Source organism: Pseudoalteromonas sp. CO348, from assembly GCF_004208845.1.
In the GTDB taxonomy this organism is placed as follows: Bacteria; Pseudomonadota; Gammaproteobacteria; order Enterobacterales; family Alteromonadaceae; genus Pseudoalteromonas; species Pseudoalteromonas maricaloris.
Genome location: NZ_SGPI01000011.1, coordinates 92,428 through 118,991, shown reverse-complemented (window position 1 = coordinate 118,991; position 26,564 = coordinate 92,428). Strand labels below are relative to the sequence as shown.

Genomic DNA, 26,564 nt, shown 5'->3' with positions numbered 1-26,564 from the left:
ATGTTTGAACTCGCTTTAGATCCCACTACTTGGGGGTTACTTTGCTTAGTCGCACTGGCTGCTGGATTTATTGATGCAATTGCAGGTGGTGGTGGGCTGCTAACCGTACCTGCCTTGCTTACTGCTGGCCTTCCTCCGCATTTAACCTTAGGTACCAATAAGCTTGCCGCGAGTTTTGGCTCCTTAACCGCGAGCTTTACTTACTACAAAAAGCAGTTATTCAAACCTAGCTTTTGGATTGGCTCTATTATTGCCACTGCGATAGGTGCCGTATTGGGCACATTACTTGTCGACTTTTTAAGTATCGAGTTTTTAAATAAACTTATCCCCGTTATTATCATCGCTGTCGCAATTTATAGCTTGGTCGGTAGACTAAGCCCAACAGATTCCCATACTTTGCCAGAAGCGAATCGAGCACTCAAAATCAAGCAATGGGCGCAAGGTTTATCATTGGGATTTTTTGATGGTATGGCAGGACCTGGTACTGGCACGTTTTGGACTGCGTCTAACAGTATGCTCTATAAAATGAGCTTACTTTTAAACTGTGGTCTTGCTCGTTCAATGAACTTTGTTTCCAACTTTATTTCGCTTATCACCTTTGTAGCCTTGGGCCATGTTAACTTTATGCTGGGTATCACCATGGGCGCCTTTTTAATGTTTGGTGCTTGGCTTGGTGCGCATTCTGCAATTAAGTTTGGCAACAAACTGATCAAACCACTCTTTAACACTGTGGTCATTGTACTTGCGGGCAAGCTCATTTTTGAGGCTTATTTCTCGTGAGTACAGGACTTATCAAGCTTGAGCAACAAGTCAGCCGCTTAAAGCAACAAGCAGCACAATTTGACTCCGCGAAATGGTTTGATAAGAATCGTTATATGCAGGCACAGCCCAGCTTATTTGATGCCCGTGTATTTCGAACTAAAAGCTTAAAGCTCAGCGACTATGTTGAAGAAATAGCTGAAGCAATGTCCCACCTGCCGCCAAGTGAACAGCGCCACGCCTTTACATTTGCCATCGAGCGGATAGGTTCACAAATGGAAGCCGTGTTGAAGGTGTTAAAATCAACCCCGGTCTGGGCGAAAGAAAACAAACTAAATACACCAAAAAAAGCCAAAGTGTATAAGAAGGCTGTGCAGAAGATTATGCAATCGTCCCATGAGTTATATCAGGAACTGTCGCAAAATCATGAATTTGAGCGTCGATTGCAAGAAATGATTGATCTCAGAAGACTACAGATGGACAAAGCAGATCCCACTCAGGCTGCCAAACTCAATGCCGAAATATTAGCCCTTCATGCCCGCCTTGGCCGCTGCAGAAAGGCCATTTCCGCCACCGAGCAAAAAATTCAAGAAGTTGAGAAAAGTCAGAGCCGTTAATGCTTTACTACCACCCTATTTATAGCGAGCTAAATCTACCTGAAAAGCACCGCTTCCCTATCAGCAAGTATAAAAAATTATACCAACGAATAAACGCCAGTAAATTTGCTCAATTTATCAAAGAGCCCGAGCAAAAAATCACAGCTGATGCACTGCAACTTTGCCACGACAGTAATTACGTTGATGCCTTTCTAAACGGCACGTTGAGCGAAAAAGCCATTAAGAAAATAGGCTTCCCTTGGAGTGAACAACTAGTTGAACGCACTTTGATTTCTCTAGGTGGCGGTTTAGCGGCAGCAAAGTATGCGCTCGAATATGGATTTGGAGCAAACTTAAGCGGCGGCTATCATCACGCACATCGCGATTTTGGTAGTGGCTTTTGCATATTTAATGATTGGGCGGTAATCGCAGCAACGCTCATTGCACATCAACGGGTGGAGCGAGCGCTTATCTTTGATTGTGACGTGCATCAAGGCGATGGCACTGCAACGATCGTTGCAGGTAGAGACGATATCATTACCTGCTCCATCCACTGTGAAAGTAACTTTCCTCGTGTTAAACCGCAATCCGATTTGGACTTTGCCTTGCCTGTGAATACACAGGACGCGCAATATGTGGCAACCGTCCGCGAAGCCTTACAATTGGCGGTTCGATTATACCAGCCAGACATCATCCTCTATAACGCCGGTGCAGATGTGTATCAAGGCGATGAACTAGGACACTTTAGTGTTTCAAAGCAAGGTGTTAGGGCTCGGGATTCGATTGTTTTTGAGTATGCTCATCACCTCAATATTCCGTTAGCTTTTGCTCTTGGTGGGGGCTATCAGCGCGACGTTGATCGTCTTGTAGATATACATCAACAAACCTTTTTGGCTTTGTTCGATAACCCCGCTATTATGATATAAACTTAAAAGGAATGTGCAGGAGGCTGTATGAAGTTACATGATGATATTCATAATTATTATGAAAAGCTGGTAGTCGAACATATCGTCCGTCGTAAGTTAGATAAAATCTATGATGAAGACGTAATGGCCGACTTTTGTTGTACTGTATTGAACCAACTTCCATCGCGTTATATTCGCTACGATGTCGACATGGAGTTTTACCTGCCTCAGCCCGAGCGTGTAAAAATGGAACAAGCGGTAGAAAGTGCGATTGACTTTGCCATTGCACAAATCGCTAAAAAGGAACAATTTCAAGTATGAGTACCCCTCTAGAACAAGCGCCAACTCATGTAAAACTTGCCGTCGACCTTATTATGTTGTTAGAAGAGCATGATCTTCCTGCAGAAGAAGTCATGGCTGCACTTGAAATTGTCAGATCTGACTTTCAAAAAAAGCTAAACAACCAACAAAAAACTTAACATTAAATATACATTTAAGTCATACTTCTTTTTTAATCTTAGATTCTAATCGATAGCGGTTGTGCAAAACGGCACAACTGCATTTATTAAGGAAAGCAGTATGACAACAACACAACTCCCTTTATTGTCCCTCGCAATTGTTGCAGCGTGTACACAATACGCTTACGCCAATGACTTTGCGGCATTAGACGAAGCCCTACCAGCCCCCTACATTATCAATGGTACTGAACCTGTGTTCGATTTTGACGGTGATGGTTGCCTGCCTAGCGCAGGGATCAGTAGAACTGGCGTGCAAAATTCAGGGCTAAAAACATCGGGGCGCATCACAGGTGATTGCCGAGATAATCAATTTTTAAATACTTCTAATACTGTGCATCGCTACGCTTGTAAAACAACGACTAGCGGCGAGTATTGTGGACACTTCTATGCACTTTACTTCAAAAAGGATCAAGTGTTTGATTACTTTGGTGGTGGTCACCGCCATGATTGGGAGTATGCAGCGGTATGGACTCGAGATGGGATAGTTACACACGGTAGTTATAGCGCACATGGCGACTTATTCACTAAACCTGCTAATGAGCTACCATTCGAGAATGGCCACTTAAAAATTGTCTATCATAAAGACGGCATTTTGACCCATGCACTGCGCTTCGCCAAATCAAACGAAATCGCTGAAAACCACTATTACCGCTTTGTCACACCCGCTATCATCAGTTGGTACAAAATGGCTGGAGATGGAATTTCGAACACGGAGTTACGAGAAAAGCTCAATCAATATGATTATGGCTCTGCCACCTTGCCCGTTAAAGACAGTCGCTTCCTCAATAACCTTAATCGCTTTAAACCCAGTGACTACCCAGTGTACTCACAAAGTGATGTAGATAACGCTCAGTAATTGCTATAACTAACTCACCTCCCCCGTCGGTGAGGTGAGTCGATATGCTTATGCCAATAGATATTAACCTGCGTCTTGCTTTTGCTTCAGCAGCCTTGCTCGCTCTAATTTATATTGTGCAAAGAAAATACTATCCATTTCACTTGTTTGCGGATCGATAAAATAGGCAATATCGCTTCTATATGGTTCGGGTGAGAAGTGTTTGCCATCTTCCCAATAAAGCACAGCGTGTTTTACTAATTCACTCAGATAGGTGTGATCCCACGCATAGTGACAAAAGCCATGGTGCTCCCCCAAGTTGGGTGAGTATTTTTTTTCAATATGCGCCATTTGCCCAGTATTTTTGTAATCTGCAAATTGTTTAGCATCTTGCTCTGCAGATTGGGGATCGGTGAAATAGGCAATATCACGCCGAGGGGGTAAGGCTTGCGGTAATCCAAATTTATCCGTTACGCCACTGCATTTTACGACGATCCACTGAACAAAATGTGCTCCGATAACGTGGTCCCATTTTAACGCAACGTACATATAACCTCCTTATGAACATCATTTATCAATTATTGCAAAGAACTGATCATGCTCGGCTAAGTTTAGCCACTTTTATTGATCTTACTAGTACAAGTTCAGTTGCCCTTAATTCAGATCAAAAAGTTTTTCAAACTATAAAAAAGCGTTACAAGGTATTACAGAAATGCGCTTTATCGCTTATTTTCGCCGATTTAGCGCTAACTTTAGCAAACGTGAATTTCACCTTACTGGCACTTTTTTTACATCCCACTACAATGCAGAAAAAGCAAGATTGGAATATGTCAAATGAACGTGACACGCGGTTCGCTAAAAAATCCAGCGAGTGTAATTGTCATCTTGGTGTTGATTGTTTTATTTGGGCTGTTAAGTATATTTAAACTGCCCATTCAGTTGACGCCAGATATTGAGCAACCACAGATCACGATTTTCTCGGGATGGCGCCAAGCCGCTCCAGAAGAAATAGAATCAGTGATCATCGAACCGCTAGAAAATGCGGTAAAAAACACACCCGGCGCACTTGAAGTTAATACCAACATCAATCGTGGTAACGGCTCTATTACGCTAACATTTGCGGTGGGTGCGAATATGCAACAAGCGATGCTTGATGTGCTAACAAGCTTAAATCAGGCTCCGCCGTTGCCACTTGATGCGCTAGACCCAGTCGTATTCGCCGGCGGTAATAACGGTGAAGCAGCAGCCACTTTGTTGGTCACGCCCAAAGACTATCAATCAAATAGTCTCGACTTTGATATGGCGCAGTTTCAAAAGCAAATCGACGAGTTTATTGAACCAAGACTTGCACGTATTCCCGGTGTGGCACGCGTTGATCTTGCAAGTGAGCGGCCAAAAGAGCTGCGTATTACTTTCGATCCGCACAAAGCCGCAGCGCTTGGTATTAGTTTAGATCAAATCAGTAATGTACTTGCGAGCTCTCGCGATACCTCTGGAGGTCTTGCCAACGTTGGACGTCGTCAATATACCGTGCGATTCACCGGCCAATACGACCTTTCCAGTATGGCCCAAATGCGTGTCGGCTATTCAGGAGACAGGCCAATCTACTTAGGTGATATCGCGAGTGTGGAACGCACCTTCTCAGACCGTTTAGGCATGAGTGGCCGCAATGGTAAACCAGCCTACTATATTCGGATCTCACGGGCCAACGAGGCAAACACCGTTGCCTTACTTGATGAAATCAACCTTGCAATTGATGAATTAAACCAAGGGCCGCTGGCTGAGAATGGCTTGTCGATTGAGCTCAGCTTTGATGCCTCCGTCCACATTCGTAATGCACTTTCTTTAGTAAAAAGTAATTTAGGCCTTGGGGTACTCTTATCTTGTTTAATTCTGTGGCTATTTTTTAGAGGCTTAAAAGCAACTTTGGTGATTGCAGCTACAATCCCCATTTCATTGATGGTCGCCTTTCTCGCACTCAATATCTTTGACCGCAGTCTGAATGTGATCTCGTTGGCAGGGTTAGCGTTTGCAGTAGGCCTTGTACTAGACGCCGCTATCATAGTTCAGGAGAATATCTCACGCTTAAGAGCAGAAGGACTCGATAACAAAAAAGCCGCCTTAAAAGGAGCGGCCCAAGTGACCGGAGCATTATTTGCTTCGACAACCACCAGCGTCGCCATCTTTTTACCTATTCTCTTTATGGCGGGTATTGAGGGACAGCTATTCTCCGATTTAGCACTGACACTCTCGATTGCCGTTATTGCGTCAATGTTGTGTGCTATTACCCTTATTCCACTGGCAAACCATTTGTGGCCAGACTCTGAACTAAAGCCAGATCCTTATCATCAATACTGGCAAAAACTCACAAATTTCATCATGAAGTTGACCAATAACAGAGTAAAGCAACTTACTTGGATTGGCGTATTACTGGGTGGCTCTGTGGTTGCAACCATGACCATGCTGCCAAAAACTGACTTTATGCCAAGAGCTCCTACCGACGGCTTTTTCTTTAACCTAGTGACACCACCTGGCGGCAACGTACAGTTTATGGAAGAAGAGTTGCTGCTGCGCGTGAAAAAACGCTTAATGCCCTATTACCAAGGCGAAAAAGAACCAGGTATTAAAGACTTTAATTTCTATGCGTTTGGTTCTAATGCTGGCGGCTTTATCTATTCAGCCGACCCTCAACGTGTTGAAGAACTGATGAAAGTGGCCAGAGAAGAAATCTTCGTCGACCTTCCCGATACTCAAGTGTTTTTCTTTCGCGGTTCCATGATCCAAGTCGCCAATGGCGGCGATGGTCGCGATATTAATATTGACCTCACAGGTCCCAATATGGACGACTTAATCTCAGCTGCTCAGGTGGCTTTGCAGGCAGTACAAACCGCGCTACCAGAGGCAACTGCCAGACCTCAGCCGCGATTGGATATGGCAGAGCCAGAACTTAGATTAACGCCTAACGATCGCAGGATCACCCAAGCGGGATTAACCCGTCGAGATGTATCTCAAGCGGTACAAGCCTATACCGGTGGATTATTCGTCAATGAGTATTTTGATGGTAACGAGCGTATGAACGTTATCCTTCGTGGTATCCCTTGGCAAAGCCCTGAGGAACTAAAAGCCTTGCCCATCGTAACACCTCAGTCAGGAATTCAAACTCTCGGCGAGTTGGCGAATATAGAACGTACAGTTGGCCCGACGCAGCTGCGACGTGTCAACGGCCGTCGCACGGTCAGCATAGTTGTCACACCTCCGGCTGATATGAGCCTGCAGCAAGTGCAAACCATCTTGAGTGAACAGGTAATGCCAAAAGTGCGCGCAAGCCTGCCGGCCAGTGCTGGTGCTATTTTGGCGGGGAATGCGCAAAAGATGAATTCCGCAATGGAAGAAATGGCACTGAATTTTGTCCTTGCGTTGTTCATTTTGTTTTTGTTGATGACCGCGCTATTTAAGTCTGCCAAAGACAGCGCCTTGGTATTGTTAGTGATGCCACTGGCTATCGCAGGTGGCGTGCTGGCTCTGTATATTTTAAACCTCTTTACCTTCCAGTCCTTGGATTTACTGACCATGATAGGCTTTATCATCTTGCTTGGGCTGGTCGTAAATAACGCCATTTTGCTGGTGGATCAGACTCGCGTTGCGATGGCATCAGGCATGAGCCGTGAAGAATCGGTCAGACAAGCGGTGTTACTAAGAGCAAGGCCCGTTTACTTGAGCACCTTAACCAGTCTGTTTGGCATGCTGCCACTCATGCTCATGCCAGGCGTAGGCTCAGAAATCTACCGCGGCCTTGCGACCGTCATCGTCGGTGGCATGGCTATCAGTGCACTATTTACCTTAGTGTTGATGCCGAGTTTATTGCAACTTGGGCGGCAAACTCCGCCATCCGAAACAAACAAATCAACGGCCAAAGCCCCGCTCAGCCTAGTTGCCAATCAGTAAGTAGTGAGAACAGAATGAAAAACCCGATAAAACAGACACTTCAGGCCCTAGCACTATGTGCTGGGATCGTTGCGCCACAAGCCATCGCCGTGGTGCCAGTCACCGTCGCAGAAGTGACAAAAGCCCCTCTCACGAGCGAAATTGAAGTTAGTGGCACACTGTATGGGAAAGACGACGTGACGCTGACCGCTGGAGTTAGTGGCCGTTTGTTGTACGTAGCAGAACCCGGTACCAGTGTCGCAAAAGACGAAATCTTAGTACGTATGGACACACTTCCGCTGGAACTCGATAAGGCCCGCCAAGCCGAATTATTAAATCGAGCCAAGATCAACTTACGCTTATATCTGCAAGAATTGACGCGATTAAAGAAGCTCGCAAAAACCAGTAGTGCGGCAGAGAGTCAAGTCGATGAAATGCAAAATAAACATGACCTAGCGCTGTCGGATATCGCCTTAGCGGAAGTCGAACTTAGGGTTATTGACGATAAGTTGTCTCGCGCAACGGTCCGTGCACCATTTGATGGCGTTATCAGTGAACGTTTTAAGCGCGCGGGTCGAGAAATAAACCGCGCCGATGAACTGCTCACCATATTAGATATCCATCATCTTGAGGTTCGCTTATATGTGCCCGTTAAATACTTAAAGTTTTTGCAAAAAGGCATAGCGCTGCCAATCCGTTCTGGTGACTTATCGCAGCCAGATAATACGTCAGCAAAAGTCACAGCTGTGATCCCCTCAACCGATCCGCGCTCACAAACCGTTGAAGTGCGTGCAACACTTGCAGCAGATCAAACCCATACGTGGGCAATTGGTCAATTAGTTGATGTGGCAGTGCCGCTCACCAGCAAACAAGCCGTATTGCTAGTTGACCGGGACGCCTTGATATTACGCAAGCAAGGCACCCATATCGTTAAGATAGACGAGCAAAATAAAGCCGAACAAATTCCTGTCACCGTCGGCAATGGCAAAGGCCAATGGGTGGAAATTACTCCTCGCACCAGCGATATCTTACATGCCGGTGATAGAGTCGCCATTCGCGGCGCAGAGCGCCTGCAAACAGGACAAGACGTCGAGGTGACAAACCCTTAATAACAAACCAGTTACTAGCCCAATGAGCTCACTCATGGACGAGCGGCTCATTTTTAAAAGCATCACAGCTTCCGTATGCAGTTGAATTAATTATTCACAGCTTTACGCCTACCATTTTTTAGCTGCTTGGGTAAGGTCAACAAAAACTCCACTCCTTTATCATCTGAATATGCCTTAATACTGCCCTGAAGCACATGGCTCACGCTGTTAAATACAATGGTTAAGCCAAGTCCTAATTGTGCCGCTAGATTTGTACTAAAAAAGGGATTAAACACTTGCTCTGTATTATGATCAGGCAGGCCTCGGCCATTATCTTTATAGCTTAGCTGCCATGCATCATCGTATTCATTCACACGGATGGTAATAAGAGGTTGGTCTTCTACATGATTGTCGATAAATCCGTGTTGCACTGAGTTGTGCATAAACTCCTTCAATACCTCAAGCAAGATATTGGGATAGGTTTGTACCTCAAGGCTATCGTTATCCAACATTAACTTAGCAGTTGGCGCTGTGCGGATCAGCATTTCACGAATGTGTAAATTTAAAAAGTCTGATAATTCTATCGTTTTAAGTTCTGCACTACCAATTGAGGTATTAATTGCTTTAAATCGCTCGACTGTGGCATTGAGGCGATTGGCACTACGGTCAACAATATCTGATGCCACTAAAGCATCCCCTATAAAGTGATTAAGTTGACTAGGCGACAGGGTTTTTTGTTCAAATTTATCTTGAACGTCGCGTAGCGAGCCATTAAGGGATGAGTTTGCGGTGATCACTAAACCTATTGGTGTATTGAGATGATGCGCCATCCCCGAAACCAATCCAGCTAGTGACGACATTTTCTCCGCTTCAACGAGCATTTCTTGCGTATTGGTTAACTCTTTTAATGTGGCCCGTAGCTTGCCATTTCGACGTCGAATTATTTGGATCACTAAAATAGTTGATACGGCATAAATCAACATAAATATGATAATACTCAATAGCCACTTTTGTTGTGCGCTTGCCTCTGCAGCTTGAACCGCCTGCACTCGTTTAAGCGACTCTATTTCTAGCTCTTTTTCAACCATTTCAAGTTCGTAAGAAGCACGAGATAAGGTAATATTGCGCTGCTGAGCATAAATCTCTCGCTCCACTTGGCTTAACTCCTGTGTTAAAGCCAGTGCGTGTTTGCTGTCCCCCTGAAGCTCGGCTATTTTCGCCAACACAGACAAAGCGCTTACCTGCTTACTTTTAGTACTTGTTTGCTTCGCAGATCCCAAGACTTCTTCAGCCAGCTTTTTAGCTTCCGTGATATCTCCTTGTTTGATATCCAAGGTAATTAAATCGAGCTTAACGTCATTGACTTCGCGAACATTACCAAGCCGTTGAAAAGTCACGATGGCTTTCCTGAAATAGGCCGATGCAGCACCCAGTTGACCTCTAGCAAGCGCGACTTTTCCTCTAAACTGTGACGAATACGCTAGATGGTAGTCTGACTTGCTATTCTTTTGAATTTGCTGTGCTTTATCAATAAACTTTGTAGCGTTATCGTATTCACTTTTAGCTATGTAGACTTTAGCAATGTTGTTGTAAAGTAATGATAATGACAGCTCATCTTTATTTGAATTCAGAAAGTGCAGGTACTCGTTATAGTAATCTAACGCAACATCATATTGGCCGAGCAAAAAATAAACGTCAGCAATATTATTTTTTGTTTGGTATACCATGTCCTCGCCTCGTTGCTCCGCAACAATCAATGCATCTTTGTACTGCACTAAAGCAAGCTCATACAATCCTAGTTTAGAATAAACTCCCCCCGACAAATTATAGTATGCATAAATCAGCGATTTATCTTGAGCGTCACTTATCAGCTGTTTGATTTCATTTGTCGTACGCATAGCAGCCGAAAATTGATTCAGCTCCATTTGAAACCAAGCTTTGTAATTCAGGATTTTGATTTTTTGATCTGCGCTCAAACGACTAGTATTTAAGGCTTGTTCAGTGAGTTGAAGCGCAATTTTAGGGTCAACGGTATATTGTTCTCTAATTTGCAGCCGAAGAGACTCAAAATCCTCTTCATTCAGTTCTGCTTGAACGTAAAACGGACACAAAAGCAGCAGAAACACTGCAAACTTAAACATATATTTACCTTTACTAATAATAAAGAACTAAAGATATACAGTAATTTATTTTTATTTCGAATAAAAGAACAATCAGATCCGAGCTGTTTGCCTTTATTCCTTCATATTGCACGCATCTATCGGTGTAATCTCCCTTTTTGATCTATCGTAAAACCAGTTAAACTAGCGCTATCTGAGAGTTAGGGGGTGTTATGAAACGAACCAAATTAGTGAATCAATTAACGGAATTACTGAAGCCATTTCAAATTAACGATTACTGTCCAAATGGTCTGCAAGTAGAAGGGACAGACGAAATCCAAAAAATCGTCACAGGTGTTACCGCCAGCCAAGCTTTAATTGATGCCGCTATTGAACGCGGTGCAGATGCCATTTTGGTTCACCACGGCTATTTTTGGAAAGGGGAAGATCAATGTGTCACTGGCATGAAAAAGCGCCGACTACAAGCCCTGCTTGCCAATGACATCAACTTAATCGCATACCACCTTCCACTGGATGTTCATCCTGAACTCGGAAATAACGCACAGCTCGGTAAGTTACTTGGGCTTGAATATGAAAGACCACTTGAACCTTGGAATAAAAATAGCGTAGCGGTAAAAGGCAAGTTAACGACGCCAATGACTGCTGTTGATTTTGCCGCTTTAGTTGAAGAGAAACTCGGTAGAAAGCCGCTCTTAAATGTTGCAGGCGATCATCCAATCAGCACCATAGCTTGGTGTACAGGTGGTGGACAAAGCTTTATCGATCTCGCAGCAAGCCAAGGCATTGATGCCTACTTAACGGGTGAAGCATCAGAGCAAACCATTCATTCATCAAACGAACAACAGATCCACTTTATCGCGGCGGGACATCATGCCACAGAGCGTTACGGCGCGAAGGCACTTGGTGAATATTTGGCAGCGCAATATGGTTTGGATGTTGAATTTATTGATATCGACAACCCGGTTTAACCGTTTGGTGTGATCTCGCATATGGCTAGAAAAAAGCAGCAGCAAAAACCGGCACCGACAGATAGAAACTTTGCTGAACTAACGCACAAGTTTAAAAACAATATCTATGGCACCAATAAAGGTAAAATCAGAGAAGCGGTGCTCAAGCGTGACTTAAGCGCACAAGTTGACTGGCTAACGCAATCAAGTGGCAAACGCATATTAGATGTTGGCGGCGGACAAGGGCAATTGGCGCTCTATTTAGCTTCGCTTGGCCACCATGTCACTGTGATTGATATTTCAGAAGAGATGCTTGAACTTGCCAAAACGCGCGCGCATGAAGCTGGACTAAATGACCACCTTCATTTTATCCACGCGCCCCTGCAAGCGCTCGATACGCTGAACTTAGGACAATTCGACTTAGTATTGTGCCATGCGGTGCTTGAATGGCTGGTTGAGCAACAAAGTGCGCTTATGCTGCTAAAGTCGCAGCTAAGCGAAACTGGCTTGCTTTCGCTAATGTATTTCAACCATGAGGCGCATCTGATGGCCAATATGGTGTACGGTAACTTCGACTATGTGCAAAAAGGCCTTAAGGTAAAGCAAAAAGTAGGTCTCAGTCCCAATAAACCAATTAGCCAAACTGATATGGCAACTTGGCTGGATGAGGCACAGCTCAGCGTTATGCAAAAAACCGGTGTTCGCTGTTTTCATGACTACTTAAGGGAGTTGAGTAAGGCGGATGAAGGTTTTGATGCTTTGCTCGCCTTGGAGCTTAAATACAATCGCCAAGAGCCCTATGCGTCTCTAGGTCGTTATACCCACTTGATGTTAAAAAAAGCGTAAGTACAGCACTGCTTACGCTTCTTCCGCTCTTAGGGTTAACACCTCAACACCGTCATCTGTTACCAGCACCGTATGCTCCCACTGCGCCGATAGCTTTTTATCTCGGGTTACTACAGTCCAGCCATCTTTTTTGGTTTTAATTTTTGCGCTTCCCTGATTGATCATCGGCTCAATGGTAAAGGTCATCCCAGGCTTTAACGTCATCCCGGTATTTGCTTTGCCATAGTGCAATACATTTGGCGCTTCATGCATTTCTCTACCTATCCCATGACCACAATACTCACGTACCACACTGTAACCGGCTTTTTCAGCCACTTGCTGTACAGCCGCACCGATATCCCCAAGCTTTGCTCCAGGTTTAACTATTTTTATTCCAGCCCACATCGCTTGATAAGTCGTTGCCACTAACTTTTTGGCTGGGAGTAATGCGTCAGGCATCACGTACATTTTGCTGGAGTCGCTGATAAAGCCATTTTTCTCAAGCGTAATATCGATGTTTACAATATCTGAAGACTTTAAGATTTGTGATTTACTCGGCACACCATGGCACACAACCTCGTTTACAGAGCTATTGAGGACGAACTGATAACCATATTGACCAAGGCTGGCAGGACGCGCTTTAAGCTCATCAACAATAAAGTTGTGCACTTTATCATTAATCTCTAGCGTAGAAATTCCGGGTTCAATCCAACTATCAATGTAGTCAAACACCTGCGTAAGCAATCGCCCACTTTCGCGCATCAATTGGATCTCATCAGCGGTTTTGAAGGTAACCTCTTGCATCTCAATTTCCTTTTGGCTGTTGTGACTTCACTCGCGTCATTTCTGCCGTAATGATCTCTGTAAACGTAAGCGTTGGATTGCGCTCGGCAAGTCGCCCAATTTTAATCCAGAACTCAGCCTGTGAATTGATTGAGCGCGACATCACAGTGCTCGCTTCACGGATCTCATCGTGTAGTTCATCTGAAATTTTTACGATACCCATTTATATAAACCATATACATATCATTATGATTCATATAATAACGAAGTTGCGGAACAATGCAAAATCTAATGCCAATTTGCTTATTATTTTGAGGCAAAAGATTTGAAGCAAAGAATTTAAGGCAAAAAAATGCACCGCCTCGGCGGTGCACTCCGTATTTTAAGCTTACGTCACCCAAGCTTAGGTTGACTCACTAAAAGCTATAGCGCATCCCTAATTGCCAATTGAACGGTTCGCCGTGCATTACGTAGCCGTCCCAAGATGAAATACTGTTGTAGTAACTTTCATCCAGTAGATTGTTGAAGTTAAGCGATACACTAAGTTGTTCACTCACTTCATATCTTGCCATTAAATTAAGTAACGCACCGGAAGATTGTGTGATCTTATACGCCTCGCTACCGCCGCCCGGCAATGGCCTTTGTGGTATTGCATAAAAGCTACCTTGCCAATTAATTCCAAGCCCCGCAGTAAAGCCGTCAACAAACGCGCTAAAGTCATAGGTGGTATACAGATTGATCAGCTCTTTGGGCTGATCCGTTAACAGCTCTTTGCCATCTTTTGATTCAGTTTTGTGTTTTGACAGCCCTAAGCTGATATTCCACTGCTCATTGATAGAGCCCGTGAATTCAACTTCAAAGCCTTCTGTCGTATCGCCTTCACCGCGCTGAATATATGGCCTATTGCCCTGCGGAGTTAGATAGCTGTCTGGATAGTTTGGATCGGCAATCGCAAGTCCATTTTCAACATTGCGATACACCGCTGCCGTAAAGTTCAAGGTGTCATCAAGTAACTCACCTTTTACCCCTAGCTCATAGCTTTCGCCTGTGCTTGGGTCGAGCATTTTATCATTGATATCAAAATAGGCTTGCGGCTGAAATGCTTCTGTGTAGCTTGCGTAAACACTATATTGTTCATTGATATCAACCACGATTCCGGCATAAGGCGTAATTTCTGTATCCACCTTTTCATGATAGCGGTTACGAAGAAACTTACCGTTGTTAGGATCATATAGGTCAATATCGTACTCCCAATTGGTGATCCTAGCGCCAACAATAAGTTTAACATCATCATGCGGGTTAACACGCACGGCTACAAATCCACCATTCGAGTCTGTTACCGTCAAACTATCACGGCCTAAATCTTTAAACGGATAGCGCGGCACGTCACCAGTCCAATCGTGAAAATTTAATCCTTCTAATGAAATCGTGGTTTGGTCTGCTTCATTACCAAATGACGTACGCTCTCGCTTGAATTGGTTGTAGCTGAAAATAACATCGTGCGTACGACCAAATAGCTCTACTGGGCCTTGGAGTGACAAGTCTATTGTCTTTTGTTCATCTTCAGAGCTACTTATTACAGCACTGTAACCGAATCCATTATCGCTGCTACCATCTGGGTTGATAGGCCCATCAGGATAGACGAAAAACAGCTGCCCACCTTGCATCTCAATGGTATTGTAAGTCGCGATGGCATGAAGTTGCCAATCGTTTTCAAACGCGTGATCAAGCCCAACAAAATAGGTGTATTCTTCAATTGGCCAGCTACTCCATTTTGCCGTCATCCCGGTGTCACCACGGCGTCCCTGATAGCGACTCCCATCAGCGTAAAAGTATGGTTGAGAGTGGCTATTTATCGCCCCTTTTGAAGCAGTATCAGCATATTCCACACCGAGTCGTAATAAGGTGTAGTCGGTCAGATCTGCCTCAATAGTAGAATATATGGACGTCTTCTCTTGGCTATAACGCTCAATATAAGAATCTCTTTCATAATGTGCAGCAACAAAGCGGCCGCGAATACTGCCTTCTTGGTTTAACCCGCTCGCCACATCCACCTCTGCGCGGTAATTATCCCAACTACCGGCCGAAACCGCCACACTGCCCTTAAATTCATCGCTTGTTGCACGTTTTCTTACTAAGTTTACGGTGGCGGTTGGGTCACCAACGCCAGTTAATAAACCATTTGCACCACGTACAATCTCAACGCGCTCATAAGCAACCGCATCCCCGTTTACATTTGGTCTTCGGCCACCTGGAAACTGTTGCACGCCGTCTATTTGGATTAAATTGACATCACCGCCACGTACAGAAAAACGTGTCCTATCAAGACTGGCTTCCCGCTTTGCATAAAAGCCCGTTGCATGTTCCAAGATCTCATCAATGTTAACCGTTTGCCAATCTTGCATCATTTGATTAGTGATAACGGTCACCGCTTGAGGCGTTTCACGTTGTGATAAAATCATTTTTAATGCTGCTTTGTTCGAAGACTCGGTGTAATTTTTTACACTCGTACCAGTCACATAAATATGCTCTAGTTCTTGAGCCCTGCCATCACCCACAGCATCAGCAGCTAGCGTATCATCAGCAACTAGCGTATCATCAGCAACTTCAGCGGCATGTGCATTGCCGTGTAGTGAGAGCAGCACAAAAGTGGCGCAAAGAGAGAGTTTTAAAGAATGGTTTAGTGTACGTGGAGATGAAGAGCGCATCGTTTTTCCCTAAATTAACTTCATTTTGAAAACGATAGTGATTATCATTTATATTAACTTTTCTTTCAAGTCCCTTTTTTAGTTATATGAAGTTATTTTAAGTGCTATTCAAACGTACCAGCGACCAAACCCTATTGAGCTTTGCCGTTTACCTTTTGTTTTTACCCTCTACTATTTACTCAAAAAGTAGGGAGCACCTACCTCTTCACCACAGGTAAAGACTCCGCCAGCCACTTATTCATATCACCTTCTAGGTGTTTTAAGGTGTAGCCTTTTGGCGCCAGTGCCTCAATAAATATGCCTGCCCTACGCCCTGAGCGGCAGTACACAACAAGTGGTATATCAGTCAATTTAGTCAGTTCTTCCTGATGCGTCTCAATCTCGTTAAAGGGAATGTTTATTGCCCCTTTGATATGTCCTGCGGCAAACTCTTCAGGGCTTCGTACGTCCACTATAGTGTAAGCATCTGCAGACATCTGATTTACCATCAGCGCTTGTTGTGTGATCGTTTCCGACTGTGCGTAGCAAATACTGCTAACAAACCACATAAAGCTAATAATCAGTTTTCTCATTTTTCAGTCTCCTTTTTGTATAATCCATCAAATACTATTTGCCACTTATCGACCCCTTGCTTACTCTGCCAAACTTGACGTACCGTACCATCGGGATTCGCAGTCCATGTTATCTTATCCGTCACCTTAATACCTGCTGCATTTTTCCTATCCCCTTGTAATACCATTTTCCCTTCATGAAACTCACCATCCAACCGTAACAACAGCCCGCTATTATCCACCCAAGTTTGATGCCAACGATGAGTGGATGCATCATAAATATTTATACTCTCACCACGATACCCAAGTTCAGTGGTATAACTTTCTTTAATGACACAACCATCATACTCACGGGTAATGCGATTACGTCCAGACTCAAAGCCTCCTACGCTCGTTACCGACCAATCTCCAAGCCAAAAATCAAACTGTCTAAATCCTTGTTCTTCACATTTAGCTAAGCTATTACAGCTAAAAAACAAAATACTAATAACCAACCATACCTTCATTTCGCTGACTCCTTATACCCAACCTTGTTAGCTTAGCGGGGATTAACCAAACAGCTAAAGAAATCAGAAAATACTCCGATACAGTTAGAAATAGAGATAACAAGGATAACGTTATGGAAATTCAAATGAAGCCACATCACTTTGCCGACGCACTAAACGCAAACAACGAAACATCCACTGCCACAAGTAACTCCACAGAAGATACGGAAGAAAAACCAGCAAATGAAACCATACTGACTGAGTTTATGGATAAAAAGGCAAAGAAATACAAAGGTAACAACCCTAATTTTAAGCAACAATATGAAATGTTAGAACAGTCAGAAGCCCTAATGAAAGAGCAAATCCAACATTTACAACAGCTTATTAGCGAGTTAAAAAAAACACCTCTGCAACGAGCTATAAAGGTATCCACAGTAAGCGATGCTGATATCCCAACAACACAAGAAAATATCCTGAGATATGAGCATACCGGCGCAAAACAGTACCACGATAATGAAACAGAAAAAGAAATTGAGATTTTAACCCAACAACTTGATGAACTTAAATCACAGCATGCAGATATAAAGCAACAGATGATCCAAATGGTACTTGATGAAATGACTAGGCAACGAGATAAAAGGTATGAAGTCTAAATCAGGGCGGGATCGTACTTTAAATTGGCGAGTCTTGGGGTTTGATGATCTGATTGCGCATCGCAATTTTTTATTTAGAGTGGATTGAAGATCTTAGAACCGATGTTAATATCAAACATAATCTTGTCGACGTCTTGTTTTTAACTTTGAGTACCGTGCTTAGTAGCGCTGACGGATGGAAGTCACTTCAAGAGTTTGGTGAATTGCAACTGGATTGGCTAAGGCAGCATCGTCCTTTTGAAAATGGCATTCCAAAACGTCACTGTATTGCTAATATAATCAGATCATTAGACACAGGAGCTTTACTCACGGCACTGTTAAATTGGATTAGCTCCCATCGTAAAGAAGCTCAAAAGCCACACATTGCGATTAATGGGAAGGTGCTTAGAGGTTGCTGAAAAGACAATGTGTACAATGCGCTAAATGTGGTTAGTGCATTTGATGTTGATAATGGGCTAGCCTTGTATCAACAAGCTGCGCAAAACAAAGGCCAAGAAGGTAAAATTACCTGTGATATCATCGACATATTAGCGTGTAAAGGTTGTATTGTGACGCTTGATGCTCAGCATTGCCAAACGAAAACATTGGAGACGATTGTAAAGAATAAGGGCGACTTTATTATCCAAGTCAAAGTCAATCAGCGTAATTTACACAATGCTATCGCTGAGCACTTTAAAATTCACTATGACTACATGGACTCACACGAAGAAGCACAAAGCAATGGTAATGCTCATGGCCGAGGCGAAAGTCATCTAGTTATACAGATACCGATTAAATTACCACAGAAACTCAAAGAAAAATGGCCTCATGTCAAAACGCTGATTGAGGTTGCAAGAGGTCGTAAATTAGGTGACAAAACCAGTTATACCCCCCACTTCCATATCAGTTTAATGGCGGTAGATCCAGGGTTAGTGGCAAAAGCAATAGGCGAACATTGGCACATAGATAATCGGCTTCACTGAGTCTTAGGTGTTGTTTTCAAAGAAGATAAGTTAAAGGTATTAGACCCCGACGGGGCGGCACACATCGCTTTGTTCAACAGAGTATGCTTAAACATAATCAGGCAACATCAAGGTAAAAAAGACAGTTTAGCAGCGAAACGAAGAGGAGCAGCTTAGAACGGTGATTTTAGGACGGAGTTACTTTTTGGTTAAGCTGTGAACAAAGTGGAATTCCCCCTGTGTTCGAGCCAGTTTTGACGATGAATTCAGGGCAGAACTTATCTTCGGTTAATGGCAGTTAACAAAGTGTGCTCTCACCTTGGAGTTTCAGTGAACTTGCTTTTCTCATCGTAAATTTTCCTATTGTTGTTAATGGAAAACTCTACTTATGAACTGCTTCATTTTATGGGGTAGTTGTAATTTTTTATACTTTGAGTGCTTAAAATCATACTCAATTATCAGTTCAAGGAGAGAACGATGGGATTAGTAAGAAGCGGTAAATCAATGTGTCGGATACACCGTATTATCATTGTGTTTCACGCTATATTCGCCACGCATTTTTGTGCGGTGAAGATGAACTCATGGGTAAATCATATGAACACCGACGAGGCTGGGTAGAAGAGCTGCTGCTGTTTTTGCTCAAGTATTTTGTGTAGTGGCCAATACTTTTTGCCCACCTCATTATAAGTTTCCCAGTATTGTTTTTCTTTAATAATCGGTGACCAATCATGAATAGGCTTTTTCATATAGTGGTATATCAAGATATAATATGCTTCTGTTGAAAGGAGAAACAATGAGAAAAAATATATTAGCCATGTTAATGATCGCTTCATTAAATGCGTATGCATCTAAAGTAGTTGTTGTTGACAATTTTGAGCAAATTGAAATTGAGCTTAAGACTTTAAGCGACGGAGATTTCATCAAAACAAATAGCTATAGTTCTGGCACCTATCCTTATGGCAGCGCTATATATAAGGTGATTTCTAGTAGCAATTGTCAAAGTGGTATCGATATAAGGGCAATGCAGGTAAAAAGTGAGAAAGTCTGTGCGGAATTAGTGATTAAGACCGAAATGGAGTTAGAAGCTTTTGGTGTTGAGAAAGTAAGCGTTCCTGATGAGTGTAATGATGAAACTAAGGATAGTACAAAGCAAGTTAATGCAGCCTTGGACAAAGTTAGTACGTTAAAAGTGAATGGCCTCTACTGTGCGTCAAAATTAGAGCTTAAATCAAAGCCAAATAGTCGCCAGTCGATTATTGGCTCAAACCCCTTAATCGCTGGCTTTTACTCAACAAACATACAAGCAAGTACAAATACAGGTATAACAAGTTTTGTTACTACAAATGAACAGCGCTCCTTTCCCATAACATTAATGAACCTAACACTTGATGCGCGCCAAAACCATGATGTGGTGCTCGGTGTTAATTGGTTTTTTGGATACCATTCAGACCTTATTTTATCTGGAGCTAAAACAACGACACTTAATATAAAATCCGACCAAGGCACTATCGTCAATAATGTTTTTAAAAACATTACTTTCAAAGGAAATGTTAGCAAAGCACATATGTTTGTTAAAAATGCGACAGATTGGCATCTAGAAGGCGGTACATTTGAGTCAACAAGTAGTGTGAATTTACAGGTGGACTCTGACAGTTTAGCTGGTGTGTTAATTAATGGTGTGAAATTTAATGGAAAAGTCATAATACCTAATAATTCGTATGGCTCAAGAATTATAAGCAACCAAATCGAAGATCTTAATATTTCTGCGAGCTCTGGTTTTGGTAGTGGTCAAATAGGACCTAACAACAAGATTAAAAAACTTAACGTTACACCGGGAGATAACCGTATTAACCTAGTAAGATCTATTTCTAATACAATCTCAAGCCTTGAATTTAATAGCGAGACAGGGGGAAGTAAAGGGGTTAGATTTGTTTCTCATCTAGATGATATAGGCCAATTCCCCGATAGTCAGCGCAGTACTGATCAATACATTTTCAAAAAATCCAAAGTTAATTACAGAGATGTTACATATAATCTTTGTGGTGAGTTTAATTCTGGAGATTTTTCAAATGGCTTAAATTCTAAAATCTATGGTTGTCAATAAGGGATGATGATGAATAAAAATTATATATTGGTGCTTTTTATTAATGCATTCTTCATTAACCAAACTCTAGCTAGTGAAGAAATTTACTTACACTATAAAACAGTAACAGCCCTTATTAATAGTGAAACTAGTGAAAATTTAGACGGCGAAAAGGTAACTACATTAGGCTATTACAGTGTTGGTGACTTTGGCGCAGCAACTTATAATTTTAGTGTTAATAAAGGTGATTGTATATTTCAGCTTGAAAATTTGGGGCAGACACTTTGTGCTAAATTAGATATGGGAAATACACAAGGTATCAATATTGAAGCATTTGGAGTGAGGAGCAATACCAGCAACCGGAATGAAGTGGAGCACAACAACGCTGCCATTCAACTTGCATTTAAAACCGCTTCCAAAATAGTTTTGAATGGTCAATATGAGGCATGTCAACTGAGCATCGAAGCAGGAACAGCGATATCAGAAATTGCGACAAATGCTCCTTTTTCCTCACAGGGTTCAAGCCGTGATGTTGGATTTATACGTGGTAAAGACTGCCTAGAGATACCTAATACGTTTCTTGAAATAAATAAAAGCGTTATTCTAACGAATATTCATGTAAAAGGAGCACTTTCAGGTACAACCCATAAGCTTCAAAGTGCTATAAAGTTAAATAACGGAAATTTAACTATAAATAGAAGCAACGTTTCAAATAATGGAAATGCAATAATACATGTTGTATCGGGCGATTCATCTTTAACATTAACTGATTCATTTATCAGTGGCAGTGCAAATCATGGTGTATATTTCGATGAGTACGCTAATGGAGGTTTAATTGTTCACGGAGGTTTTTTCTTTAATTATGGATCTGAAGATGCCAGTTTTTCATCAAGCATATTGATTTCAGATAGTGCAACTCCTACTTTGGATATAGACGGGACTCATTTATATCAATACTCTCCTGAAAATAATGTTAGGAGTAAAAATCATATAGCTTTGTGTTTGAGAAGCTGGGGGGATAATTCTAGAATTAGTAATTCTTATTTTGAAAATGACGTCTATATTAATTTCGGGAATCACTGTAAAACAGGTTTGGCTTCACCTAAGTTTAGCTTTAGAACCGCAATTTATAGTATTAATAATACGTTCATGAGGGACTTTTCTTCTAGTGCAACGCTACGTTCAATTGGAAACAATTATATGGGTTTGACCGGTGAGGCTGACTTCCCTAGTAAAATAGATGTTTCAAGTAATTACTACAATGTATTATCTCAGTTTGATCATGTTAGAGATGCTAAAAGTGTTAATTTGCATTACCCCGTGCTTTCAGACACTAAAAGTCTAAGTGCCGCAGATGATAGGTGGGTAGAAAGCTTTAATCTAGAAAACAATCAAAATGATGATGTATATAATACGCTAGTAAATAAACTACATAATCTACCAAGCAAAGAGCAAAAAAGTTGGTTAAACCGCTGGTCTATTAGTCATCAGGCCCATTCAAGTAAACAAGTGATTTCCGACGTTATTGATGGAGCACTAGTACTAGGTAATACAGGTATAGGAGGTGACTGGGCTAATGCACAACGCTTGACTTGGAAAAGCCAAAGAATTCGTATAAAGGGTAGTACGAAGTTGTATATAGCATATAAAGGTTCAGAGGGGCTGGATGGTAAAAGTTCTGCATACAGTGATTTTATTAAGTTTTATTATGTTGTTTATAATGGTGCGGCAGAAGTAAAGAGGGGCACATTCTTTACTAGGTGGGGACAAATAGAGCAGCACTATATTACTCAAGGGTTTGATATTCCACTATCAGGTGAAGGTGAACTGGTATTATTTATCGACGCAAAAACAACTTCAGATACTGAAAAGTATTATATTAATCAGATCAAGGTAAAGTAAGTTATATTAAGTGTACTAGTGTGATTACCAAGGGATACTGACGGTATAAGTACCAAGCGACTTTGACGTAATCACACTATCAATGTTGCCGAGTTTCAGCAAGTTTTGCTAACTGTAACACAGTAGTATTCGTACTTTCCCTTAGCCAGATATTGCGAACGCCGCTAGCATGTATGTCGACGTTTCTTTCAGACTTGAGCAGTCGTGACACTTTGGATTGTCCCATGTATGGGTTAGCTAGTGAGAATTCGATGACAACTTCCTCAATAGCTCTGTCAGTACGATTTTTGTGGTGACGATTTGGCATTTCCTGACGTTTTAACGATTCGATCCCACCTTGTTTTATCAGCTTACGATGGCAGTAAATAGTATCGCAGGGGACACCACTTTGACGTGCCACATTTCCCTAGCTTGTCAGCCAGAGCCAATACATCAAACTTCTTCTGGATCTCATGGTTTTCAGAGAATAGCTTATTAGGCTCACTGACTTCGGTTATCTAGTCGATTCTGAATATTGACGTTTTGATGCTTAGATTGGCCGTACAAAATCAGCCCAGACTGAGCATTACCTTTATTGACAGCGACGTTATTGCACAGCGCTTCGCGCTGTTAAGAGCTGATATAAAATCCAGGCATAGAAAAGCCGTAGTTGTTGAGCTAGGATTTTACGGCAGTTTTGACCTACACGCGCAAGTACTGCGTTAAGCTTATCACCAAGCTTCCCTTTTAAACGGTTAAGACCAGAGTGACCGTCTTGTTTTATGTACCCGATGATTGGCTCTATCGCATTGCGTCGCTTGAGTTTTTTCTTAATACTCGGCGTCACTCAACGTTTCCCATAACGTGTCACCATCATAGGGATTGGAGTGTATTGCATGAGCGCACACCACAAACAGCTCTTTCAATGTAGTTGCGACACCCACTTTGACACCAAACTCATATGGCTTGGCGCTTTTTCCCTCGGAGATACATTCAACACTAGGCTCATGTAGGCTATATAGTTTGTTTTTACTCGTTCTTCTTGCTTCAACAGTTGCTCAGTAATTTTCCGCAAGATGTCTTTTATCACTCATCTGAGATAGTTTTTCTGTTTTTTCAGTGTTTTCTTAATGCGTTTGAATTGTTTGCCATGAACATAACACGCTACTTTTTTGTGCTGTCTTACGGCCAGTTCGTTCATAACTTTGCCTAAGCGCAATGCCAGCTTACTGAGCGAAATTAACCAGTTTATTGCGGTATTGTTCGAGCAACTTGCTGTCTGTTGAGTTAGCAATATTTTTCTCCATGACAGCTTGAACGTTGAATTGTATTGTTTTTAAGACCCGCATCTACCGTGAGTGACAGCATCAACTCAACGCCATCTTCGCCAATTCTCTTGCGAATACGTGTCATGAACTGGGATCGCAAGGCGGCTCATGCGTAAAAAATTGCATGCCACAATAATATTGCCAATACGGGTTTTCGCACCACATGACCACCGTGTTTTCATCAGACAGTTTATGAATTTGTTTCAGGTATTCGAGACCCGTAAGTAGGCGGATAGGCTTTGCGCAAGTACCTTTACCCCTATAATGCTGTTTGAATTTAGCCTCTAGACGCCGCCAATCAATGAGTTTTTCCAGCTTCACGAGCTCGTGACGCGATGAAACGATATCAATAAGTTCGACTCTTTTGTGGAGTGTGCGTGGTTGATTTTGGTGTCATTTTTACACTCAAATTGCAATGTTTTGGTTATGTGGTTCAAAAAAGCTGCAATTTTAGGACAGAGTTACTTTTTGGTTAAGCTGTGAGCAAAGTGGAATCCCACCCTGACTTCATAACAACTGAACTAAATCAATATTATGCAGATTTCTACAACTAAAATTTTGGTGAATTTTAATTCACCTAGGCTACATACTCCAATCTCATCGTTCAACACTATCTATAAAGCTCCATAAAACAAAGATTTTAAACAAAAAAGTAAGTGATGTGACAAAGTTAAAAACCGGACATTTTTTAGAAAATAAAACCACAAAAAAAGGATAAAAAACCACACTGACTTTCAGCTAAAAAATCACAAATCTAAAATACAAAATATAATCAACAAATAATACAAACTGAAAACATTAGCAAAAAACATTTAATTATTAATATCACCTGCTTTTCAAATACAATACCGCCCCTTTAAATATCAATCATCATCCATGGATTCATTGAGCTTCAATAATGCAGTTAAAAAAACTATCTATTTCTAACCAAATAACGTTAAGTTTCACCTTACTTTTTGTCATTTTCATTGGAGTTGGCTTGATGAGCTACCAAGGAATGAAAGAAGTAAACGCCAATCTGAACGACATAGTCAGAACCAGTATTCCATCGATGGAAACCATCAAAGACATTAAAATTGACTTAGCAACGATACGTAAAGATGAGTTTAGTACTGCGTTAAACCCTGAAGACTCAGAGGTACGAAATTGGCTCGCTATATTAAGAGATCTGAAGAAGTCATTGAATGACAAGATAACATTTTATCAATCATTACCTGTCAGCAAAGAAGAAAAGGCACTGTTCAATGCGTTTATTACCGCTTGGCAGCGATACGTCAATGCCACGTACCGTTATGAGAGCCTCATCATCAATGGTGATGCCAAAGAAGCGAATCGAATCATTTTAGATAGCTACCCCCTGTTTGCCAACGCCATGTCTGAGCTTAGTGAACTGGAAGCACTAAATGATAGCAGTGTTGAAAATTCTGAGCGCTCGGCTATATCAGCAGTTAATAGTACCTTATTTACTTTAGCGATTTCTGGATTACTCGTTGCAATAACCATAGTCATTATCTGTATGCTGTTGAGTAAAGCGATTAAGACACCGCTCGCTTTATCCGTGGATCTTGCGAGTAAAATCTCCCGTGGTGAGCTAAATCATGCGATTACACTTGAAGATACAGGCAAGAACGAGCTCGGTTTATTGACCCAATCTTTAGAAAAAATGCGTTCACAGTTACACGCCTTAATCACCATGATCAATGACTCTGCCATTCAATTAACTGCAGCAGTAGAAGAAGTAAATGCCATTTCTTACCAAAATGCCCAAGGTATGAATGTACAACAAAATGAGCTGCAATCCGTCGCATCCGCGATGACACAAATGCAAGCAGCGATTAGTGAAGTAGCTAAAAGTACAGAAATGGGCGCTGAGTCAGCAAATCAAGCAAGTGAAAAAGCCAGAGAAGGCAGCGACGCACTTAAATCAAATATTAATCATATTTCAGACGTTGCGCAAACAGTCACAGCTGCAGGCGAGCTTGCCAATAATCTCGAGAAAAACTCACACAACATTAATGTGGTTGTTGACGTAATTAGAGAAATCGCGGAGCAAACGAATCTATTGGCATTAAATGCCGCCATTGAAGCCGCTCGTGCAGGCGCGCAAGGGCGTGGTTTTGCCGTTGTTGCGGATGAAGTTCGCTCACTGGCCCAACGCACCCAAGATTCAACCACGCAAATTGTTGAAATCGTCAACGACCTACAAACCAAGTCGAAGGAAACTGGCGTGGCAACCAAGACCTGTGAACAAGGTATTGCACTTTGTGTTGAGCAATCAGAAGTCGCTGGCAATATGATCCATCAAATTGAATCTCAAATTGATAGCATCGCAGCCATGAGTACACAGATCGCGTCAGCTTGTCATCAGCAATCAGTGGTTTCAGAGGAGCTGAACAAGAATATCGAGACTATCAATTATTCGGCCGTTGAAATGACCGAAGGTGCCAACCAAACCGCGACGGCGTGTAATGAAATGAGTAAACTTGCCCACGACTTAAAGTCACAAGTCGACAAGTTTACGCTCTAAAATACCGCCATAATGGATAAATAACGCCTAAGCCTACGTACGGCTAGGCGCTATATAATTGAGGCACTTTATCATCGGAAAACTATGCTCGGTAACAGACATCGCAA

Annotated in this window: 25 protein-coding genes and 2 pseudogenes; 16 read left to right on the top strand and 11 right to left on the bottom strand. The window is 42.2% G+C overall.

Annotated elements, in window-relative coordinates:
* From EXT48_RS04195 to EXT48_RS04170, 6 genes are all read left to right on the top strand, one after another.
* Positions 1-780: a TSUP family transporter gene (locus EXT48_RS04195; RefSeq protein WP_010606576.1), complete on the top strand. Its 780-nt coding sequence runs from the start codon at positions 1-3 to the stop codon at positions 778-780.
* Positions 777-1,376, top strand: coding sequence for a primosomal replication protein (locus EXT48_RS04190; protein WP_039496840.1), 600 nt, complete (start codon positions 777-779; stop codon positions 1,374-1,376). Before EXT48_RS04195 ends, EXT48_RS04190 begins: the two co-directional genes overlap by 4 nt.
* Positions 1,376-2,281 carry a histone deacetylase gene (locus EXT48_RS04185; protein WP_130163670.1) on the top strand — a complete coding sequence of 302 codons (906 nt, stop codon included), beginning with the start codon at positions 1,376-1,378 and terminating at the stop codon, positions 2,279-2,281. The genes EXT48_RS04190 and EXT48_RS04185 overlap by 1 nt, the downstream gene beginning before the upstream one ends.
* 27 nt (positions 2,282-2,308) lie before the next feature.
* Positions 2,309-2,581: a late competence development ComFB family protein gene (locus tag EXT48_RS04180; protein ID WP_039496836.1), complete on the top strand. Its 273-nt coding sequence runs from the start codon at positions 2,309-2,311 to the stop codon at positions 2,579-2,581.
* Entirely contained in the window at positions 2,578-2,739 is a 162-nt protein-coding gene (locus EXT48_RS04175) for a DUF2496 domain-containing protein (RefSeq protein WP_010375809.1), read from the top strand. The genes EXT48_RS04180 and EXT48_RS04175 overlap by 4 nt, the downstream gene beginning before the upstream one ends.
* Before the next feature lie 100 nt (positions 2,740-2,839).
* Positions 2,840-3,634 carry an NPP1 family protein gene (locus tag EXT48_RS04170; RefSeq protein ID WP_045989194.1) on the top strand — a complete coding sequence of 265 codons (795 nt, stop codon included), beginning with the start codon at positions 2,840-2,842 and terminating at the stop codon, positions 3,632-3,634.
* 63 nt (positions 3,635-3,697) lie between these two features.
* Here the strand turns inward: EXT48_RS04170 and EXT48_RS04165 are convergent, their stop codons facing one another.
* Positions 3,698-4,162, bottom strand: coding sequence for a hypothetical protein (locus tag EXT48_RS04165; protein ID WP_130163669.1), 465 nt, complete (start codon positions 4,160-4,162; stop codon positions 3,698-3,700).
* Positions 4,163-4,447: 285 nt separating this feature from the next.
* Here EXT48_RS04165 and EXT48_RS04160 point away from each other — a divergent pair, with 285 nt between their 5' ends.
* Both EXT48_RS04160 and EXT48_RS04155 read left to right on the top strand, forming a co-directional pair.
* Positions 4,448-7,558: an efflux RND transporter permease subunit gene (locus tag EXT48_RS04160; RefSeq protein WP_130163668.1), complete on the top strand. Its 3,111-nt coding sequence runs from the start codon at positions 4,448-4,450 to the stop codon at positions 7,556-7,558.
* A 14-nt stretch (positions 7,559-7,572) separates the two neighbouring features.
* Complete coding sequence (locus EXT48_RS04155; protein WP_130163667.1) at positions 7,573-8,646, top strand: efflux RND transporter periplasmic adaptor subunit; 1,074 nt, start codon at positions 7,573-7,575, stop codon at positions 8,644-8,646.
* Between the two features lie 86 nt (positions 8,647-8,732).
* Here EXT48_RS04155 and EXT48_RS04150 read toward each other — a convergent pair whose 3' ends face one another.
* Positions 8,733-10,766 carry a tetratricopeptide repeat protein gene (locus EXT48_RS04150; protein WP_130163666.1) on the bottom strand — a complete coding sequence of 678 codons (2,034 nt, stop codon included), beginning with the start codon at positions 10,764-10,766 and terminating at the stop codon, positions 8,733-8,735.
* A 191-nt stretch (positions 10,767-10,957) separates the two neighbouring features.
* Here EXT48_RS04150 and EXT48_RS04145 point away from each other — a divergent pair, with 191 nt between their 5' ends.
* Together EXT48_RS04145 and EXT48_RS04140 are read left to right on the top strand one after the other, a co-directional pair.
* Positions 10,958-11,713 carry a Nif3-like dinuclear metal center hexameric protein gene (locus EXT48_RS04145; RefSeq protein ID WP_010375821.1) on the top strand — a complete coding sequence of 252 codons (756 nt, stop codon included), beginning with the start codon at positions 10,958-10,960 and terminating at the stop codon, positions 11,711-11,713.
* Positions 11,714-11,734: 21 nt separating this feature from the next.
* Positions 11,735-12,538, top strand: coding sequence for a methyltransferase domain-containing protein (locus EXT48_RS04140; protein WP_130163665.1), 804 nt, complete (start codon positions 11,735-11,737; stop codon positions 12,536-12,538).
* A gap of 12 nt (positions 12,539-12,550) precedes the next feature.
* Here EXT48_RS04140 and map read toward each other — a convergent pair whose 3' ends face one another.
* The 5 genes from map to EXT48_RS04115 all read right to left on the bottom strand — a co-directional run bounded on the left by map (position 12,551) and on the right by EXT48_RS04115 (position 17,065).
* Positions 12,551-13,321 (bottom strand): type I methionyl aminopeptidase, encoded by a 771-nt coding sequence (map, locus tag EXT48_RS04135; RefSeq protein ID WP_130163664.1) that lies wholly within the window; start codon positions 13,319-13,321, stop codon positions 12,551-12,553.
* Between the two features lies 1 nt (position 13,322).
* Complete coding sequence (locus EXT48_RS04130; protein ID WP_010606564.1) at positions 13,323-13,523, bottom strand: ParD-like family protein; 201 nt, start codon at positions 13,521-13,523, stop codon at positions 13,323-13,325.
* A gap of 193 nt (positions 13,524-13,716) precedes the next feature.
* The gene (locus EXT48_RS04125; protein ID WP_130163663.1) at positions 13,717-16,008 is read right to left on the bottom strand and encodes a TonB-dependent siderophore receptor; all 2,292 of its coding nucleotides are present in this window, start codon (positions 16,006-16,008) and stop codon (positions 13,717-13,719) included.
* A gap of 197 nt (positions 16,009-16,205) precedes the next feature.
* The gene (locus EXT48_RS04120) at positions 16,206-16,580 is read right to left on the bottom strand and encodes a rhodanese-like domain-containing protein (RefSeq protein ID WP_130163662.1); all 375 of its coding nucleotides are present in this window, start codon (positions 16,578-16,580) and stop codon (positions 16,206-16,208) included.
* Entirely contained in the window at positions 16,577-17,065 is a 489-nt protein-coding gene (locus EXT48_RS04115) for a hypothetical protein (protein ID WP_130163661.1), read from the bottom strand. The genes EXT48_RS04120 and EXT48_RS04115 overlap by 4 nt, the downstream gene beginning before the upstream one ends.
* 113 nt (positions 17,066-17,178) lie before the next feature.
* Between EXT48_RS04115 and EXT48_RS04110 the strand changes: the two genes are divergently transcribed.
* The 5 genes and pseudogenes from EXT48_RS04110 to EXT48_RS04090 all read left to right on the top strand — a co-directional run bounded on the left by EXT48_RS04110 (position 17,179) and on the right by EXT48_RS04090 (position 22,623).
* Positions 17,179-17,697 (top strand): hypothetical protein, encoded by a 519-nt coding sequence (locus tag EXT48_RS04110; protein WP_130163660.1) that lies wholly within the window; start codon positions 17,179-17,181, stop codon positions 17,695-17,697.
* A 59-nt stretch (positions 17,698-17,756) separates the two neighbouring features.
* Positions 17,757-18,815, top strand: a pseudogene (locus tag EXT48_RS04105) (ISAs1 family transposase).
* Positions 18,816-19,138: 323 nt separating this feature from the next.
* Positions 19,139-19,276 (top strand): annotated as a pseudogene (locus tag EXT48_RS04100) (transposase); the annotation flags it as partial.
* Between the two features lie 155 nt (positions 19,277-19,431).
* Positions 19,432-20,742, top strand: a complete 1,311-nt coding sequence (locus EXT48_RS04095) for a hypothetical protein (protein WP_130163659.1) — start codon at positions 19,432-19,434, stop codon at positions 20,740-20,742.
* A gap of 9 nt (positions 20,743-20,751) precedes the next feature.
* The gene (locus EXT48_RS04090) at positions 20,752-22,623 is read left to right on the top strand and encodes a hypothetical protein (RefSeq protein ID WP_130163658.1); all 1,872 of its coding nucleotides are present in this window, start codon (positions 20,752-20,754) and stop codon (positions 22,621-22,623) included.
* A gap of 79 nt (positions 22,624-22,702) precedes the next feature.
* Here EXT48_RS04090 and EXT48_RS04085 read toward each other — a convergent pair whose 3' ends face one another.
* From EXT48_RS04085 to EXT48_RS24075, 4 genes are all read right to left on the bottom strand, one after another.
* Positions 22,703-23,023 carry a helix-turn-helix domain-containing protein gene (locus EXT48_RS04085; RefSeq protein ID WP_130163657.1) on the bottom strand — a complete coding sequence of 107 codons (321 nt, stop codon included), beginning with the start codon at positions 23,021-23,023 and terminating at the stop codon, positions 22,703-22,705.
* Positions 23,024-23,209: 186 nt separating this feature from the next.
* Positions 23,210-23,449, bottom strand: a complete 240-nt coding sequence (locus tag EXT48_RS04080) for a hypothetical protein (RefSeq protein ID WP_130163656.1) — start codon at positions 23,447-23,449, stop codon at positions 23,210-23,212.
* A 440-nt stretch (positions 23,450-23,889) separates the two neighbouring features.
* On the bottom strand, positions 23,890-24,015 hold the full coding sequence (locus EXT48_RS23990; RefSeq protein ID WP_275446429.1) for a hypothetical protein: 126 nt from the start codon (positions 24,013-24,015) through the stop codon (positions 23,890-23,892).
* Positions 24,012-24,251, bottom strand: coding sequence for a transposase (locus tag EXT48_RS24075; protein ID WP_165384083.1), 240 nt, complete (start codon positions 24,249-24,251; stop codon positions 24,012-24,014). Before EXT48_RS24075 ends, EXT48_RS23990 begins: the two co-directional genes overlap by 4 nt.
* 577 nt (positions 24,252-24,828) lie before the next feature.
* On the opposite strand from EXT48_RS24075, the gene EXT48_RS04070 reads away from it, so the two are divergent.
* Entirely contained in the window at positions 24,829-26,457 is a 1,629-nt protein-coding gene (locus EXT48_RS04070) for a methyl-accepting chemotaxis protein (RefSeq protein ID WP_130163655.1), read from the top strand.
* Positions 26,458-26,564 lie beyond the last annotated feature (107 nt).

What these genes read in the sequence shown, in the direction of transcription:
- EXT48_RS04130 (WP_010606564.1), bottom strand. Translation starts at nt 13,523, where the DNA reads ATGGGTATCGTAAAAATTTCAGATGAACTACACGATGAGATCCGTGAA.
- EXT48_RS04145 (WP_010375821.1), top strand. Translation starts at nt 10,958, where the DNA reads ATGAAACGAACCAAATTAGTGAATCAATTAACGGAATTACTGAAGCCA.
- EXT48_RS04150 (WP_130163666.1), bottom strand. Translation starts at nt 10,766, where the DNA reads ATGTTTAAGTTTGCAGTGTTTCTGCTGCTTTTGTGTCCGTTTTACGTT.
- EXT48_RS04155 (WP_130163667.1), top strand. Translation starts at nt 7,573, where the DNA reads ATGAAAAACCCGATAAAACAGACACTTCAGGCCCTAGCACTATGTGCT.
- EXT48_RS04120 (WP_130163662.1), bottom strand. Translation starts at nt 16,580, where the DNA reads ATGAGAAAACTGATTATTAGCTTTATGTGGTTTGTTAGCAGTATTTGC.
- EXT48_RS04095 (WP_130163659.1), top strand. Translation starts at nt 19,432, where the DNA reads ATGAGAAAAAATATATTAGCCATGTTAATGATCGCTTCATTAAATGCG.
- EXT48_RS04140 (WP_130163665.1), top strand. Translation starts at nt 11,735, where the DNA reads ATGGCTAGAAAAAAGCAGCAGCAAAAACCGGCACCGACAGATAGAAAC.
- EXT48_RS23990 (WP_275446429.1), bottom strand. Translation starts at nt 24,015, where the DNA reads ATGACACGTATTCGCAAGAGAATTGGCGAAGATGGCGTTGAGTTGATG.
- EXT48_RS04110 (WP_130163660.1), top strand. Translation starts at nt 17,179, where the DNA reads ATGGAAATTCAAATGAAGCCACATCACTTTGCCGACGCACTAAACGCA.
- EXT48_RS04160 (WP_130163668.1), top strand. Translation starts at nt 4,448, where the DNA reads ATGAACGTGACACGCGGTTCGCTAAAAAATCCAGCGAGTGTAATTGTC.
- EXT48_RS04115 (WP_130163661.1), bottom strand. Translation starts at nt 17,065, where the DNA reads ATGAAGGTATGGTTGGTTATTAGTATTTTGTTTTTTAGCTGTAATAGC.
- EXT48_RS04170 (WP_045989194.1), top strand. Translation starts at nt 2,840, where the DNA reads ATGACAACAACACAACTCCCTTTATTGTCCCTCGCAATTGTTGCAGCG.
- EXT48_RS04165 (WP_130163669.1), bottom strand. Translation starts at nt 4,162, where the DNA reads ATGTACGTTGCGTTAAAATGGGACCACGTTATCGGAGCACATTTTGTT.
- map (WP_130163664.1), bottom strand. Translation starts at nt 13,321, where the DNA reads ATGCAAGAGGTTACCTTCAAAACCGCTGATGAGATCCAATTGATGCGC.
- EXT48_RS04070 (WP_130163655.1), top strand. Translation starts at nt 24,829, where the DNA reads ATGCAGTTAAAAAAACTATCTATTTCTAACCAAATAACGTTAAGTTTC.
- EXT48_RS04175 (WP_010375809.1), top strand. Translation starts at nt 2,578, where the DNA reads ATGAGTACCCCTCTAGAACAAGCGCCAACTCATGTAAAACTTGCCGTC.
- EXT48_RS04125 (WP_130163663.1), bottom strand. Translation starts at nt 16,008, where the DNA reads ATGCGCTCTTCATCTCCACGTACACTAAACCATTCTTTAAAACTCTCT.
- EXT48_RS04180 (WP_039496836.1), top strand. Translation starts at nt 2,309, where the DNA reads ATGAAGTTACATGATGATATTCATAATTATTATGAAAAGCTGGTAGTC.
- EXT48_RS04185 (WP_130163670.1), top strand. Translation starts at nt 1,376, where the DNA reads ATGCTTTACTACCACCCTATTTATAGCGAGCTAAATCTACCTGAAAAG.
- EXT48_RS04090 (WP_130163658.1), top strand. Translation starts at nt 20,752, where the DNA reads ATGAATAAAAATTATATATTGGTGCTTTTTATTAATGCATTCTTCATT.
- EXT48_RS04195 (WP_010606576.1), top strand. Translation starts at nt 1, where the DNA reads ATGTTTGAACTCGCTTTAGATCCCACTACTTGGGGGTTACTTTGCTTA.